This window comes from Pseudomonas sp. FG98, assembly GCF_057808595.1.
In genome coordinates this window covers 127,420-142,496 of the sequence record NZ_JBMDIJ010000007.1, presented here as the reverse complement: position 1 = coordinate 142,496, position 15,077 = coordinate 127,420, and the positions used below count along the sequence as shown (strand labels likewise).

The 15,077-nt window shown below is 64.7% G+C and carries 14 protein-coding genes; 8 read left to right on the top strand and 6 right to left on the bottom strand.

The window, feature by feature from the left end; translation table 11 throughout:
• Positions 1-3: 3 nt before the first annotated feature.
• The 3 genes from amn to ACODSK_RS07870 all read right to left on the bottom strand — a co-directional run bounded on the left by amn (position 4) and on the right by ACODSK_RS07870 (position 5,248).
• The gene (amn, locus tag ACODSK_RS07880; protein WP_489015110.1) at positions 4-1,476 is read right to left on the bottom strand and encodes an AMP nucleosidase; all 1,473 of its coding nucleotides are present in this window, start codon (positions 1,474-1,476) and stop codon (positions 4-6) included.
• Between the two features lie 67 nt (positions 1,477-1,543).
• The gene (locus ACODSK_RS07875; RefSeq protein ID WP_489015108.1) at positions 1,544-3,196 is read right to left on the bottom strand and encodes an acyl-CoA dehydrogenase family protein; all 1,653 of its coding nucleotides are present in this window, start codon (positions 3,194-3,196) and stop codon (positions 1,544-1,546) included.
• A gap of 81 nt (positions 3,197-3,277) precedes the next feature.
• Positions 3,278-5,248 carry a sensor histidine kinase gene (locus ACODSK_RS07870; RefSeq protein ID WP_489015106.1) on the bottom strand — a complete coding sequence of 657 codons (1,971 nt, stop codon included), beginning with the start codon at positions 5,246-5,248 and terminating at the stop codon, positions 3,278-3,280.
• Positions 5,249-5,508: 260 nt separating this feature from the next.
• On the opposite strand from ACODSK_RS07870, the gene ACODSK_RS07865 reads away from it, so the two are divergent.
• The 4 genes from ACODSK_RS07865 to ACODSK_RS07850 all read left to right on the top strand — a co-directional run bounded on the left by ACODSK_RS07865 (position 5,509) and on the right by ACODSK_RS07850 (position 9,010).
• Positions 5,509-6,306: a hydroxymethylpyrimidine/phosphomethylpyrimidine kinase gene (locus ACODSK_RS07865; RefSeq protein ID WP_489015105.1), complete on the top strand. Its 798-nt coding sequence runs from the start codon at positions 5,509-5,511 to the stop codon at positions 6,304-6,306.
• A gap of 27 nt (positions 6,307-6,333) precedes the next feature.
• Complete coding sequence (gene thiE / locus ACODSK_RS07860; RefSeq protein ID WP_489015103.1) at positions 6,334-6,960, top strand: thiamine phosphate synthase; 627 nt, start codon at positions 6,334-6,336, stop codon at positions 6,958-6,960.
• A gap of 16 nt (positions 6,961-6,976) precedes the next feature.
• A complete protein-coding gene (hemL, locus tag ACODSK_RS07855) occupies positions 6,977-8,260 on the top strand; it encodes a glutamate-1-semialdehyde 2,1-aminomutase (protein ID WP_489015101.1) in 1,284 nt (427 codons plus the stop codon).
• Positions 8,261-8,458: 198 nt separating this feature from the next.
• Entirely contained in the window at positions 8,459-9,010 is a 552-nt protein-coding gene (locus ACODSK_RS07850; RefSeq protein ID WP_489015099.1) for a tetratricopeptide repeat protein, read from the top strand.
• Between the two features lie 3 nt (positions 9,011-9,013).
• Here the strand turns inward: ACODSK_RS07850 and ACODSK_RS07845 are convergent, their stop codons facing one another.
• On the bottom strand, positions 9,014-9,340 hold the full coding sequence (locus ACODSK_RS07845; RefSeq protein ID WP_009394940.1) for a DUF1820 family protein: 327 nt from the start codon (positions 9,338-9,340) through the stop codon (positions 9,014-9,016).
• Positions 9,341-9,616: 276 nt separating this feature from the next.
• On the opposite strand from ACODSK_RS07845, the gene ACODSK_RS07840 reads away from it, so the two are divergent.
• Genes ACODSK_RS07840 through lnt form a run of 4 tightly spaced genes read left to right on the top strand, consistent with a single transcriptional unit; the run spans position 9,617 to position 13,473 of the window.
• Positions 9,617-10,615: a PhoH family protein gene (locus ACODSK_RS07840; RefSeq protein WP_489015097.1), complete on the top strand. Its 999-nt coding sequence runs from the start codon at positions 9,617-9,619 to the stop codon at positions 10,613-10,615.
• Positions 10,608-11,102 (top strand): rRNA maturation RNase YbeY, encoded by a 495-nt coding sequence (gene ybeY / locus ACODSK_RS07835; RefSeq protein ID WP_489015095.1) that lies wholly within the window; start codon positions 10,608-10,610, stop codon positions 11,100-11,102. The genes ACODSK_RS07840 and ybeY overlap by 8 nt, the downstream gene beginning before the upstream one ends.
• A gap of 5 nt (positions 11,103-11,107) precedes the next feature.
• Positions 11,108-11,947, top strand: coding sequence for a CorC family transporter (locus tag ACODSK_RS07830; RefSeq protein ID WP_489015093.1), 840 nt, complete (start codon positions 11,108-11,110; stop codon positions 11,945-11,947).
• Positions 11,948-11,955: 8 nt separating this feature from the next.
• Entirely contained in the window at positions 11,956-13,473 is a 1,518-nt protein-coding gene (gene lnt, locus ACODSK_RS07825) for an apolipoprotein N-acyltransferase (RefSeq protein ID WP_489015091.1), read from the top strand.
• A gap of 354 nt (positions 13,474-13,827) precedes the next feature.
• Here lnt and ACODSK_RS07820 read toward each other — a convergent pair whose 3' ends face one another.
• Both ACODSK_RS07820 and ACODSK_RS07815 read right to left on the bottom strand, forming a co-directional pair.
• Positions 13,828-14,589, bottom strand: coding sequence for a YdcF family protein (locus ACODSK_RS07820; RefSeq protein ID WP_489015089.1), 762 nt, complete (start codon positions 14,587-14,589; stop codon positions 13,828-13,830).
• 123 nt (positions 14,590-14,712) lie between these two features.
• Complete coding sequence (locus ACODSK_RS07815; protein WP_489015087.1) at positions 14,713-15,030, bottom strand: hypothetical protein; 318 nt, start codon at positions 15,028-15,030, stop codon at positions 14,713-14,715.
• Positions 15,031-15,077: the final 47 nt, after the last annotated feature.

The following is a 15,077-nucleotide window of genomic DNA, read 5'->3' as shown; positions in this document are numbered from 1 at the left end:
ACCTCAGCGGAACGGCGGCTCGTCGAAACTGCGCAGTTTACGCGAGTGCAGCGAGTTCAGTTCGGTGCGCAGCAGGTCGAGGGCGGCGATGCCGATCTTCAAATGCTGGCTGACCGCCCGGTTGTAGAAGGCGTTGGCCGAACCCGGCAGTTTGATCTCGCTGTGCAGCGGCTTGTCCGAGACGCACAGCAGCGTGCCGTAGGGCACCCGCAGGCGATAGCCCTGGGCGGCGATGGTGCCGCTTTCCATGTCCACCGCCACGGCGCGGGACAGGTTGATCAGCGGTCGCTCCTGGGCCCAGCGCAGTTCCCAGTTGCGGTCGTCGTAGGTCAGCACGGTGCCGGTGCGCAGGCGCTTCTTCAGCTCGTCGCCACGCTCGCCGGTGACCTGCGCCGCCGCTTCCTGCAGCGCCAGCTGGACTTCCGCCAGGGCCGGGATCGGGATATTCGGCGGCACCACGCGATCGAGGATGCCGTCGCGGCGCATGTAGGCGTGGGCCAGCACGTAGTCGCCGATGGTCTGCGACTGCCGCAGGCCGCCGCAGTGGCCGATCATCAGCCAGCAGTGCGGACGCAGCACCGCCAGGTGGTCGGTGATGTTCTTGGCGTTGGACGGGCCGACGCCGATGTTGACCAGGGTGATGCCGTCGCCATCGGCGGCGATCAGGTGGTAGGCCGGCATCTGGTAGCGGTGCCAGACCACCCCGGCCACCAGCGCCTGGGCTTCGCCGTTGTCCATGGCCTTTTCGATGATCACGTTGCCCGGCAGGACCATGCGCACGAACCGCGGGTCATCGCGCAGTTGCTCCAGGCCGTGGCTGATGAATTGGTCGACATAGCGGTGGTAGTTGGTCAGCAGGATCCATGGCTGCACATGGCGCCAGTCGCTGCCGGTGTAGTGGACGATGCGGCGCAGCGAGAAATCCACCCGCGCCGCGTCGAACAGCGCCAGCGGCAGGGTCTCGGCAGTGCCCCAGTCGTACAGGCCGTCGGCGATGCCGTCAGTGGCGGCGGACAGGTCGGTGCTGGGGAATACCCGCGCCAGCGCCGCAGCGGTGATGCCGGAGCCAGCCAGTTCGTCGCCCTGCTCGACCACGTAGGGATAAGGAATGTTCTGCTCGCTGACGCCCACTTCGACGCTGACGTTGAAGTCCTTCATCAGCGGCTGCAACTGCTCCAGCAGATAACCGCGGAATGCCGCCGGATGGGTCACGGTCACGCTGTAGGTGCCCGGCAGTTGGACCTTGGCGTAGGCCCGGGTGGTCGCCGGGACTTCACCGTTATGGTGATAGTGCAGGCGCAGCTCGGGATAACGGAACAGCGAACGCTCGTCGGCGTCCGGCTCGGTGCGGTCCTTGAGGTAGCGCTTGAGCGCCTGGCTCAGGGCGGCGGTCGCGGTTTCGTGCAGGGCCGCCAGGCGATCGACGGCTTGCTCGGCGGTTTCTACGACAACGAAGGCTTCATCAAAACGGGTCACTGGTTACTTCCTGTCTGACATGCAGGTTTCCATCTTGCCTACATCCGATGACAAAGGCACGCGCCGTTCAGAAGCCGTGGGCCGGCGTCGAGCGTTGCACCAGCGCGGCCACGTCCAGCCCGCGCGGCAAGGTGCCGTAGACGCGTCCGCCCTGGCCCAGGCGACTGGCGATGAAGGCATCGCTGACCGTGGCATTGCCCGCCTCCAGCAGCAGCTTGGCCTGCAGGCCGACGGCGATGTCCTCGGTCAGTTGCCGGGCGCGGTACTGGATATCGCCGGTGTCGGCGAAGGCAGCCTTGAGCGCGTTGATATGAGCAGCCAGGCGGCGGTCGCCATGGCCGTCACCCAGCTCGATGAACAGGCTGTCGAGCACACCCGGCTCCTTGGACAGGGCGCGCAGCACATCCAGGCACTGCACGTTGCCGGAGCCTTCCCAGGTGGAGTTCACCGGCGCTTCGCGGTAGAGCCGCGGCAGGATGCTGTCCTCGACATAGCCGGCGCCGCCCATGCATTCGGCGGCCTCGTTGATCATCGCGGGGGCGCGCTTGCAGATCCAGTACTTGCCCACCGCCGTCACCAGCCGCGAAAAGTACGCCTGCTGCGGATCATCGAGGTGATCCAGGGCCTGGCCCATGCGCAGGCTCAGGGCCAGCGCCGCCTCGCTTTCCAGGGCCAGGTCGGCAAGCACGTTCTGCATCAGCGGTTGCTCGGCCAGCACCCGACCGCCGACCTGACGGTGAGCGCAGTGGTGTGCAGCCTGGGTCAGGGCCTGGCGCATCAGCGCGCTGGAGCCGACCATGCAATCGAAGCGGGTCATGGCGACCATCTCGATGATGGTCGGCACGCCGCGGCCTTCCTCGCCGATCATCCAGGCCAGGGCGCCACGGAACTCCACTTCGCTGGAGGCATTGGACCAGTTGCCCAGCTTGTTCTTCAGGCGCTGGATATAGAACTGGTTGCGCTGGTCGTCCGGGCGGTGGCGCGGCAGCAGGAAGCAGCTCAGGCCCTTGTCGGTCTGGGCCAGGGTAAGGAAGGCATCGCACATCGGCGCCGAGCAGAACCACTTGTGACCGACCAACTCGTAGGCCTGGCCCGGCCCCGGCGCGCCTACAGGGTAGGCCCGGGTGGTGTTGGCGCGCACGTCGGTGCCGCCCTGCTTCTCGGTCATGGCCATGCCGATGGTCACCCCGGCCTTGTGCCGGTCGCCGATATTGCGCGGGTCGTATTCGGTGGCGAGGACCTTCGGCAGCCAGTACTGCGCCAGCTCGGGTTGCAGCCTGAGGGCGGGCACGGCAGCGAAGGTCATGGTCAGCGGGCAGCCGCTGCCAGCTTCGGCCTGGCTGTGCAGGTAGGTCATGCAGGCCCGGGCGACATGGGCGCCTTCGCGGGGATCGGTCCAGGGCAGCGAGGGCAGGCCATGTTCGATGGCCGTGCGCATCAGCTGGTGATATGCGGGATGAAATTCCACCAGGTCGACGCGATGACCGAAGCGGTCATGACTGCTGAATTGCGGCTTGTTCTGGTTGGCCAGGAAACCCGCCTCCATCAGCGGCCCACCAGCCAGCGCCCCGTACGCCTCGATCCGCGCCTCGGCCCAACCGGCTCCGTACCGCCGGCCCCACTCCTGCAATGGCAGGTCGAGGCGGTAGAGGTTGGCGCCATCGAGGGACGGCGGCTGGTTGGTCACTTCGTGGGTTTCAGCGTACTGATGCAGGTTCATCCGAGGGCTCCTGATCGATAGGACGTGTCTGAAAAATCCAGTGAATCACGCCCCGCCCCCGACACAAAGTGACAAAAATGCCTAACGCGGCGCGATATATCCCTGCTCCAGAGGGACGGCCACTGCCAGGGCGATGCTCAGTTCGAAACTGCTGCCCTGCCCCGGCACCGAGTTGTGGCTCAGGCGCGCGCCCATCAATTCGGCGAGCTTGCGGCAGATCGCCAGGCCGATGCCCAGGCCGCCGTATTCCCGGCTCATCGAGCCATCGACCTGGAAGAAGCGCTGGTACAGCAGCGCGTCGTCGATAGCGACAAAGCCGATGCCGCTGTCGCGCACGGTGAAGGTCAGCATCAGCAGGTGCTGGCTGGCGTGTCCGCGGACCTGGAGATTGACCCCGCCGCGATGGGTGAACTTGATCCCGTTGTCCAGCAGGTAGCCCAGGCACAGCGCCAGCTTGTGGCGATCACCGAGCAGGCGGTCGGCGAGATCGTCGGCCACATCCAGGTGCAGCAGCAGGTCCTTGTCCATGGCCGGGGTGATGAAGCGCGTGCGCAGCTCCTGGACCAGGCCGCGCAGGCTGAACGATTCGACCCGGGCCACCAGGTGCCCGGCCTGCAGCTCACTGAGGATGAGGATGTCGTCGACCATGCGCAGCATGTTCTGCGCCGCGATACTGGCGGTGTGCTGGTACTGGCCCAGCTCGGCGCTCATGGGCTGGGTCTGCATCAGTTCGAGAGAGCCGATCACGCCATTCATCGGCGTACGCAACTCGTGGGTGACGGTGGCGAGGAACTGGTCCTTGAGCTGATTGCTGTGGGCCAGCTGGCGGTTGAGCAGCTCCAGCTTCTGCCCGGCTTCGCGCAGCACTGCGGCCTTTTCCTCGCGCATGGCATTGATCCGGTCAGCCAGGGCCAGGGACAGCAGGCAGACCTCCAGCGCCGCACCGATCTGGCTGGCGTACATGGTCAGGAACACATTGGGCAAATGGCCGAGCACCATCAGCGTGTTGACCAGCCCGCCCAGCAGAAACGCCGACCAGGCGATGATGAAGTAGCGCGCCACCCGCAGCCCGCGCCACCAGGCGAACAGGCCGGCGGCAAAGATGCACAGGGTGAAGGCCAGGGCCAGCAGGGTCGCCAGGCGCAAGGCCAGGCCATAGCTGGAAGACAGCGCCATCAGCATGACCAGCCCCGAGCAGAACACCAGCCCCTGCAACAACCGATCGAAGGCCCGGCTGTGACTGGCCAGGCGCAGGAAGCTGCGGGCGAACAGGCAACCGAACAACCCCGCCGCGCCGATGAACAGCGGCGTCGAGGCGTTCGCCCACCAGGGACTGTCCGGCCACAGGTAGGCCACTGCGGCGCCATTGACCGAGAGCTGGTAAAGCCCGAAGGAGGCGATATAGAGGATGTACCAGAGATAGCTGATATCGCGCACGCTGATATAGATGAACAGGTTGTAGACCAGCATGCCCAGCAGCACGCCGTAGATCAGCCCGAGCACATAGATCTTCGCCGGCAGGGCTTCGATGTAGGCCTGGGTCGACCACAGGCTCAGCGGCGCCTGCACCGAACCTTCGCTTTGCAGGCGCAGGTAGACGGTCAGGGCCTGGTCCGGCTGCATCGGCAATTCGAAGACGTAGTTGGCCTGTTCGATCTGCCGGCTGGCGTAAGGCAGGGCGTCGCCGGTGCGCTGGACCAGGCGGTAGCGACCCGAGGCGTCCGCCAGGTACAGCTCAAGGTGGTCGAGCGGTGGGTAGGCCAGCTCCAGCAGCCAGGTACGCGGTGCGGCCAGGGGCATGGCGACGTAGCGCAGATCGACCTTGAGCCAGAACGCCGAGGTCGAATAACCGGCGTTGAGCACATCGGCAGCATGCGGCTTGAAGGAGGCAAAGGAAGGTGAACTGACCTGGTCGATGGAGGCGCTGCCATCGACATCCTCGAACACCTGCATGACGCGGCCAAGAGGCAGGTTTCGGGTCGAGTCGTCGAAGTCGACGGCTCCGGCCAGCAAGGGCAGGCAGCCCAGCAGAACGATCAGCAAATAGCGCATACAGCCCCAGCATGGCCTGTACGGTCGCGTCGTGGTGCCCCAGTCCTTGTGAGACGACGAGATCCGGCAGAGCCTGATGTCATTTTCGAAGCACTCTAGCATAGCGGTATTGAACTGCCAGCGGCGAGGTCAAATTCGACAAGAAAGGCTCTAGAACGGCACTTTCAGCATATATGAGACAAATTCCTGATCACCTGGACAGAAAACTCCCGCGCGGCGGTCGTTCCGCCAAAAGCGTTTGGTGGTAAGCTCGCGCACCTATGAATACCTACAGCTCCCGCCCCGTTGTCCTCTGTCTCTCCGGCCACGACCCCAGTGGCGGCGCCGGCCTGCAGGCAGATATCGAAGCCCTGATCGCGCAAGGCTGCCACGCCGCTCCGGCCGTGACCGCTCTGACCGTGCAGGATACCGTCAATGTCCAGGACTTCCGCGTGCTCGACCGCGAGTGGGTACTGGCCCAGGCCAATATCGTCCTGGCCGATTCCGAGGTGGCCGCGGTCAAGCTCGGCATGCTCGGCTCGCTGGAAATGGTCGATACCGTGGTCGAACTGCTCAGTGCCCATCCGCACTTGCCGCTGGTCTGCGACCCGGTGCTGCGCGCTGGCGGCGGTGGCCGCCTGGGCAAGGACGAAGTCGGCTACGCCATGCGCGAACGCCTGCTGCCGCTGGCCACCATCGCCACGCCGAACCTGCCGGAAGCACGCATCCTCGCCGAGCTGCCGGAAGGCACGGCCGATGAATGCGCGGAGAAACTGCTGCCCTACGTCGAGCACCTGCTGATCACCGGCGGCCATGGCGACGAAACCGAGATCCACAACCGCCTGTACAGCCGCGATGGCCAGCGCCACACCTGGACCTGCCAGCGCCTGCCGGGCAGCTACCATGGATCCGGTTGCACCCTGGCCAGCGCCCTGGCCGGTCGCCTGGCCCTCGGCGAGCAACTGCACAGCGCGGTGCGCACGGCGCTGGACTACACCTGGCGGACCCTGCGCGACGCCGAACAACTGGGCAAGGGCCAGTATGTGCCCCGTCGCCTGCCCCTGGACTTCTGCTCCTGAAGCACGATTCGCTGTGAGGCCCCTGTAATGAAGCTACGCGGTTTGTATGCCATCACCGACAGCCAGTTGCTGGCCGGACGGTTTCTTCCTTATGTCGAGGCCGCACTGGAAGGCGGGGTGACCCTGCTGCAATACCGCGACAAGAGCGACAACCAGGCCCAGCGCCTGCGCGAGGCCGAGGCGCTGCGCGACCTGTGCGAGCGCTACAAGACCCGCCTGATCATCAACGACGACGCCGAACTGGCCGCGCGCCTGGGCGTCGGCGTACACCTGGGGCAGACCGATGGCCCGCTGACCCCGGCGCGCACCTTGCTGGGCAAGGACGCGATCATCGGCTCCACCTGCCACGCACAACTCGAGCTGGCCGAACAGGCCAGCCAGGAAGGCGCCAGCTATGTCGCCTTCGGTCGCTTCTTCAATTCGCTGACCAAGCCCGGCGCCCCCGCCGCCGACCTCGCCCTGATCGGCCAGGCCAAGGCACGGATCAAGCTGCCGGTGGCAGTGATCGGCGGCATCACCCTGGACAACGCCGCGCCGCTGGTCGAGCACGGTGCCGACCTGCTGGCGGTGATCCACGGTCTGTTCGGTGCCGACAGCACGCAAGAAGTGACGCGCCGCGCCCGTGCCTTCAACGCCCTTTTTTCCAGTCTCTGATTTACGAGGAACTTCCATGTCCCGTTCCGAAAGCCTGTTCGCCAGCGCCCAGAAACATATTCCCGGCGGTGTGAACTCGCCCGTGCGCGCCTTCCGCAGCGTTGGCGGCACCCCGCTGTTCTTCAAGCATGCCGAGGGCGCCTACGTTACCGACGAAGACGACAAGCGCTATGTCGACTACGTCGGTTCCTGGGGCCCGATGATCCTCGGCCACAGCCACCCGGACGTACTGGAGTCGGTCCGCAAGCAACTGGCCCACGGCCTGTCCTACGGCGCCCCGACCGCCATGGAAACCGAGATGGCCGACCTGGTCTGCTCGCTGGTGCCGTCGATGGAAATGGTGCGCATGGTCAGCTCCGGCACCGAGGCGACCATGAGCGCCATCCGTCTGGCCCGTGGCTTCACCGGTCGCGACAGCATCATCAAGTTCGAAGGCTGCTACCACGGCCATTCCGACAGCCTGCTGGTGAAAGCCGGTTCCGGCCTGCTGACCCAGGGCGTACCGAGCTCCGCCGGGGTTCCGGCCGACTTCGCCAAGCACACCCTGACCCTGCCGTTCAACGACATCGATGCAGTTGCCGAAATGCTCGGCAAGGTCGGCCAGGAAGTGGCGTGCATCATCGTCGAGCCGGTGGCCGGCAACATGAACTGCGTGCCGCCGGCGCCAGGCTTCCTCGAAGGCTTGCGCAGCCTGTGCGACCAGCACGGCGTGGTGCTGATCTTCGACGAGGTGATGACCGGCTTCCGCGTCGCCCTCGGCGGTGCCCAGGCCCACTACGGCGTGACCCCGGACCTGTCGACCTTCGGCAAGATCGTCGGCGGCGGCATGCCGGTCGGCTGCTTCGGCGGCAAGCGCCATATCATGGAGCAGATCGCTCCGCTGGGCCCGGTCTACCAGGCCGGCACCCTGTCCGGTAACCCGCTGGCCATGGCCGCCGGCCTGACCACCCTGAAGCTGATCAGCCGTCCGGGCTTCCATGACGAGCTGAGCGCCTTCACCAGCCGCCTGCTGGATGGTCTGCAACAGCGCGCCGATGCCGCTGGCGTACCGTTCGTCACCACCCAGGCCGGTGGCATGTTCGGCCTGTACTTCACCGGTGCCGACGATATCGTCACCTTCGACGACGTGATGGGCAGCGATGTCGAGCGCTTCAAGCGCTTCTTCCACCTGATGCTGGAAGGCGGCGTGTACCTGGCGCCAAGCGCCTTCGAAGCCGGCTTCACCTCGATCGCCCACGGCGAGACCGAGCTGAAGATCACCCTGGACGCCGCCGAGCGGGCTTTTGCCGCCCTGAAATAAGGCGTTGCAGATAAAAGAAGGGGCGTCAGGCTTGTAAGCCTTTCGCCCCTTCTTTGTAGGAAAGCTCCACAGCCTTATGACCGAATTGCGCCTCATTGGCAGAAATTCTGGTAAAGACTTTGTAAGGTGGACGCTGCTTAACCCATAATGTGCCACCAGACACATTGGCCGCAGCTTTGCAGAGGTAAGTCGATCACCATGAACCGCGCCGGCCGCGCCCTCGCCCTGGGCTGCCTGTTGCTACTTCAGCCCCTGCTGGCCATCGCGGCAGGCGGTAACTCGTTGCTGATCCCCACCACGGGCCGCTGCACCCTGAACACGTCCCCCGAAGAACTCGCCGACGCCGTGACCCGCTGCAAGCAGGTCGCCCAGTCCGGTGATGCCCAGGCCCAATACGAGCTGGGCGAGTTCTACTACGACGGCAAGAACACCACCCGCGACCTCAACCAGGCGCTGAGCTACTTCGAGCAGGCCTCGCTGCAGGGCCACGCCGATGCGCAATACAAGCTGGGGATGATGTTCTCTCGCGGCGAAGGTGTTTCGGCCAACAACGTGCAGGCCTACATCCTGCTGAAGATGGCCGCGGTCAACGGCGCCGAGGATGCGCTGGACGAGGCCGACGAAGTCTCTGCGCGGATGCAGCGCGACGAACTGGAAAACGCTACCCAGGTACTGGGCCAGATCTTCCGCAAATACCTGCTGGAGCTGCAGTCCGCCGACGGACGCACACCCTTCTCGCCACTTCCCTGAAACTTACCGCTCCGGCATCGGCATGGGGAACGGCATGACATTGCCGCCGCCCTTGGCCTCGCTGATCTTTGGCGTGCCCAGGCGCTCCACCTCATCGATCCGCACGATGGAATGCATCGGCACGAAACTGCGGGTCACGCCTTCGAACTGCGCCTTCAGCTTTTCTTCGCTGGGATCGACCACGACCTGGGTGCGTTCACCGAAGACGAATTCCTCGATTTCCAGGAAACCCCACAGATCGCTCTGGTAGATCTGTTTGGCGTACATCTCGAACACCTGGCCCTGGTTGAGGAAGATCACTTTGTAGATGGGGGCTTCGCGCTTGGTCATGTTCGGCAGGAGCAATGGCTGTGAAAAAGGTCGCGAATCATAGCACAGCCCCCTCGGCAGGCAGTGCCCGGGGCACTCGCCAGGCATCACCGTATCGTCAACTTCCGCTGCGACAATCCCCGACAGACCGGCGCTGCATGGCCGCGCTTGCCGCTCGACTCGACCCAGGCCGGTGACGGACCCGCCACCCATTGATCGTTTCAGCGCTTTCGCGGCCCCGCAGTCGGGGTTATTCTTTAAGACATATTTCTTGCCCAAGGGCGGCTTAAAACAACCTTGAACGCACCCATCGAACCCCATCGTTTCATTCTCGAGCCTTTCGAAGCTCACCGTTTCGCCAATCTGTGCGGCCAGTTCGACGAGCACCTGCGCCTGATCGAACAACGCCTGGCCATCGAGATCCGCAACCGCGGCAACCAGTTCGAACTGATCGGCGAGCCCCGGGTCACTTCCACCGCCGAACAGTTGCTGCGCCGTCTCTACCGCGAGACCAAGGCCACCGAACTGTCGCCGGAAATGGTTCACCTCTATCTTCAGGAATCCTCCGTCGAAGCGCTGGAAAACCCGGCGGTCAACGAAGTCAGCGTTTCGCTGCGCACGCGCAAGGGCGTCATTCGTCCGCGCGGGCTCAACCAGCAGCGCTACGTCAAGGAAGTTCTGGGCAACGACATCAACTTCGGCATCGGCCCCGCCGGTACCGGCAAGACCTACCTGGCCGTGGCCTGCGCGGTGGACGCGCTGGAGCGCGAACAGGTGCGACGCATCCTGCTGGTGCGCCCGGCAGTCGAGGCGGGTGAAAAGCTCGGCTTCCTGCCCGGCGACCTGGCGCAGAAGATCGACCCCTACCTGCGCCCGCTGTACGACGCGCTGTATGAAATGCTCGGCTTCGAACACGTGGCCAAGCTGATCGAGCGCCAGGTGATCGAGATCGCTCCGCTGGCCTACATGCGCGGCCGCACCCTGAACAACAGCTTCATCATCCTCGACGAAAGCCAGAACACCACCGTCGAGCAGATGAAGATGTTCCTCACCCGCATCGGTTTCGGCTCCACCGCCGTGATCACCGGCGACATCACCCAGGTCGACCTGCCGAAAGGCACCAAGTCCGGCCTGGCCCATGTCATCCAGGTGCTCAAGGATGTGCCGGGCATCAGCTTCACCCACTTCCAGCCCAAGGACGTGGTGCGCCATCCGCTGGTGCAGCGCATCGTCGAGGCCTACGAGCGTTTCGATGGCCAGCAGGCCAATGCCGAAGGCACCCGACGCGATGCTTGAACTGGACCTGCAGATCGCGACCGAAAAGTCCGCGCCCGATGAAGCCCTGTTCCGCCAATGGTGCGAGCTGGCCCTGCGCCAGCGCACGGCGGATTCGGAAATGACCATCCGTCTGGTGGATGAAGCCGAAGGCCGGGAACTGAATCACACCTACCGGCACAAGGACTACGCCACCAACGTACTGTCCTTCCCCGCCGACGTTCCCGACGACATGCTGGATATCCCGCTGCTGGGGGATCTGGTGATCTGCGTCGCGGTGGTCGAGCGCGAGGCTGCCGAGCAAGGCAAGGCCCTCGAGGCCCACTGGGCGCACCTGGTTATCCACGGTTGCCTGCACCTGCTCGGCTACGACCACATCGACGACGATGAGGCCGAGGAAATGGAAGCACTGGAACGAACGTTGCTAGCTGAACTGGGTCATCCGGACCCATACGCCGACGACGAAGACGACACCCCACACACTGATATCAGCAAGGATCACGAGTAACCGCCATGAGCGAAGATCGATCGAGCAACGGGCAAAAGTCATGGCTTGGCAAGCTGACCCAGGCTTTTGCCCATGAGCCGAAAAACCGCCAGGAGCTTCTTGAGCTGCTGCGCGAAGCCCACCAGAACAAGCTGCTCGACAGCGAAGCCCTGACCATCGTCGAAGGCGCCATCCAGGTCGCCGACCTGCAGGTGCGCGACATCATGGTGCCGCGCTCGCAGATGATCAGCATCAAGGCCTCGCAGTCGCCGCGGGAATTCCTCCCGGCGATCATCGATGCCGCGCACTCGCGCTATCCGGTGGTCGGCGAAAGCCATGACGATGTCCTCGGCGTGCTGCTGGCCAAGGACCTGTTGCCGCTGATCCTCAAGGAGAACGGCGACAGCTTCAGCATCAAGGACCTGCTCCGCCCGGCCACCTTCGTGCCGGAGTCCAAGCGCCTCAACGTGCTGCTGCGCGAATTCCGCGCCAACCACAACCACATGGCCATCGTCATCGACGAATACGGCGGCGTGGCCGGCCTGGTGACCATCGAGGACGTACTGGAGCAGATCGTCGGCGACATCGAGGACGAGCACGACGTCGAGGAAGACAGCTACATCAAGCCGCTGCCCAGCGGTGACTTCCTGATCAAGGCACTGACGCCGATCGAGAACTTCAACGAGTTCTTCGACAGCGAGTTCTCCGACGACGAGTTCGACACCGTTGGCGGCCTGGTCATGAGCGCCTTCGGCCATCTGCCCAAGCGCAACGAAACCACCGAGATCGGGCCGTATCGCTTCCGTATCCTCAATGCCGACAGCCGGCGGATACACCTGCTGCGCCTGACGCCCATCACCCGCTAAGGACAACCATGCGCTGGATCACCCGCCCCGGCTGGCCCGGTAACCTGCTGGCCGTGGCGGCCGGCGCCCTGACCACCCTGGCCCTGGCCCCGTTCGACATCTGGCCCCTGGCCCTGGTGGCGCTGGGCCTGTTCTACCTCGGCCTGCGCGAGCTTAGCCCGCGCCAGGCGCTGTGGCGCGGCTGGCACTACGGCTTTGGCCTGTTCGCCGCCGGCACCTGGTGGATCTACGTCAGCATCCACGACTACGGTGGTGCCTCGGCCCTGCTGGCCGGCGGACTGATGCTGGCCTTCTTCGCCGCCATTGCCTGGTTCTTCGCCCTGCCTGCCTGGGTCTGGGCACGCTGGCTGCGGCGCAACGAAGCGCCACTGGCCGACGCCCTCGGCTTCGCCGCCCTGTGGCTGGCCCAGGAGGCGTTCCGCGGCTGGTTCCTCACCGGTTTCCCCTGGCTCTACGCCGGCTACAGCCAGCTCGACGGCCCACTGGCCGGGCTCGCACCGCTGGGCGGCATGTGGCTGGTCTCCTTCACCCTGGCACTGACTGCCGCACTGCTGTGCAACCTGCACCGCCTGCGCCAGCGCAAGGCCTTCCTTGCCGCTGGCGTGATCCTGCTGATCGGCCCCTGGGCGCTCGGCATCGCCCTCAAGGGCCATGCCTGGACCGTACCGTCCGGCGAACCGCTGCGGGTCGCGGCGTTGCAGGGCAATATCGAGCAGAGCCTGAAGTGGGAGCCCAGCGAACTGCGCCGCCAGCTGGAGCTGTATCGCGACATGAGCTTCAGCAGCAAGCCGGTGGACCTGATCGTCTGGCCGGAAACCGCCGTGCCGGTGTTCAAGGACAGTGTCCAGGGTTACCTGGACATGATGAGCGGCTTTGCCGCCGATCGGCATTCGGCGCTGATCACCGGGGTTCCGGTACGGCTGTTCGAACACGGGCAACGCCGCTACTTCAATGGCATCACCGCCATCGGCGAAGGTGACGGCACTTACCTGAAGCAGAAACTGGTGCCGTTTGGCGAGTACGTACCGCTACAGGACCTGTTGCGCGGCGTGATCGAGTTCTTCGACCTGCCGATGTCCGACTTTGCCCGCGGCCCCGCCGACCAGGCGCTGCTCCAGGCCAAGGGTTACCAGTTGGCGCCGTTCATCTGCTACGAAGTGGTCTACCCGGAACTGGCCGCCAGCCTTGCGGCGCGCAGCGACATTCTCCTGACCATCAGCAACGACACCTGGTTCGGCAAGTCCATCGGCCCGCTGCAGCACCTGCAGATGGCGCAGATGCGTGCCCTGGAAGCCGGGCGCTGGATGATCCGCGCCACCAACAACGGCGTTACCGGGCTGATCGACCCGTTCGGCCGCATCACCGCGCAGATCCCGCAGTTCGAGCGGGCCATCCTCTACGGCGAAGTGGTACCGATGCAGCAACTGACGCCGTATCTGCAATGGCGTTCATGGCCGCTGATCATTCTGTGCACCTTGCTGCTGGGCTGGGCACTGGTTACCAGCCGGATCGCCAAGACAGTCTGATTGGTGCTGTATTCAAGGGCCTCATCGCTGCATGGGTATCTACATATCTCTGCCATGCCCAACGCGGACCTTGTGGGAGCGGCTGTTAGCCGGGACGCCGGACCGCGCGATCGGCGGCGAAGCCGTCGCAAAACCTGAGTCCCAGGTCTGACTGACACACCGAGTGCACAGGTTTTATGGCCGCTTTGCGGCCAATCGCGGCTAACAGCCGCTCCCACAGGGGGTCGTGTTGTGCTTGATCGAGATGTGTAGATACCCATGCTCATCGCTGGCAAGCCAGCTCCCACAGGTATTGCATACACCGCGAATCCTGTGGGAGCTGGCGTTGCCAGCGATGAGGCCATCAGCTACAGCTCAATAGAACAGCCGATAACCGATCAAGCCGGCCACCTCATTGAATAGCTGACCGTTCTGCCACATCGCCTTGCTGTCCGGCAGCCAGCCACCGAACGGGCGCCCACTGTCGATCCCCATGAAGCCCACCGGCGCCGCCACCACCTCGAAGCCGGCACGCTGGAAGCTCCACACCGACCGCTGCATATGCCAGGCCTGGGTGACCACCACCACCCGCTTGACGCCCTGCGGCAACAGGATCGCCGCGCTCAGCTCGGCATTCTCCCAGGTGGTGCGGCTCTCTTCTTCCAGCCAGCGGACCGGGACACCGAAATCCCGTTGCAGCGAATCCGCCATCAGCCGCGCTTCGCTCGGTGGCGAGCCATAGTGCAGCCCGCCAGTGGTCAGCAGCGGCAATCCGGAGGCCTTGGCCAGTTGCGCCGCATAGCGCATGCGCTCCAGGGCCACGCCAGTGGGCTGGTCCTGCCCGCCCCAGGCCGGGTCACCACGTTCGCGCCCCGAACCCAGCACAACGATGGCATCCGCCCGCCCCGCCAGGCTCGCCCAGTCATTCATCGCCAGCGGCGCTACAGTCTCGATACGTGCCGCCAGGTGCTGCACCACCACCGGCAGACTCATCAGCCAGAGCCCGCCCAGGCCCGCGACAAAGCACAGGCGCGCGGTGCGCGGCCAGGACCGGCGCAACCACCAGGCAGCGATCAGCAGCAGAAACAGGACACCGGGCGGCATCAGCCATTGCTTGATGAAAAAACGGAAGGGCATCGGGCATCTCCATGAAAGTGCCGGAAGCCTAATGAAAAACGGCGCCTGGTAAAACCAGGCGCCGGTCAGAGCAAGGAATCCCGCGTGGCGCACTCCATCCTGCGCCGTTGATATCCCGAACGGTTATTTGCAGTGCAGCGTTCTGGATTTGAGCGCTGTGGCGGAACGTTTCCGATCCTTGAGCCAGACGACCCGGCCAGGGGTGGGCGTTTCTACCGGGGGTAATGCCACGGAAATCTTCTGGCCCCGTGCCGGAGCGGCTTCCAGCCAGGCCTTGATGACGTCGAACTCGGCCCGGCTGAGGCCGCGCAATTCCAGTTCGGCGGGCATTTCATCGCGCAATCGCGACGAGGTACGGGCCACATCCAGGGCCAATCCCAGGCGGTCGATCAGGCGTTCGTAGATTTCCGGTTGCGATGCATGTTGCTGCGACTCTCCCATCCGTTCACCTCATTGAAGATAAAATTCATCTCCCCCACGAATGAGCT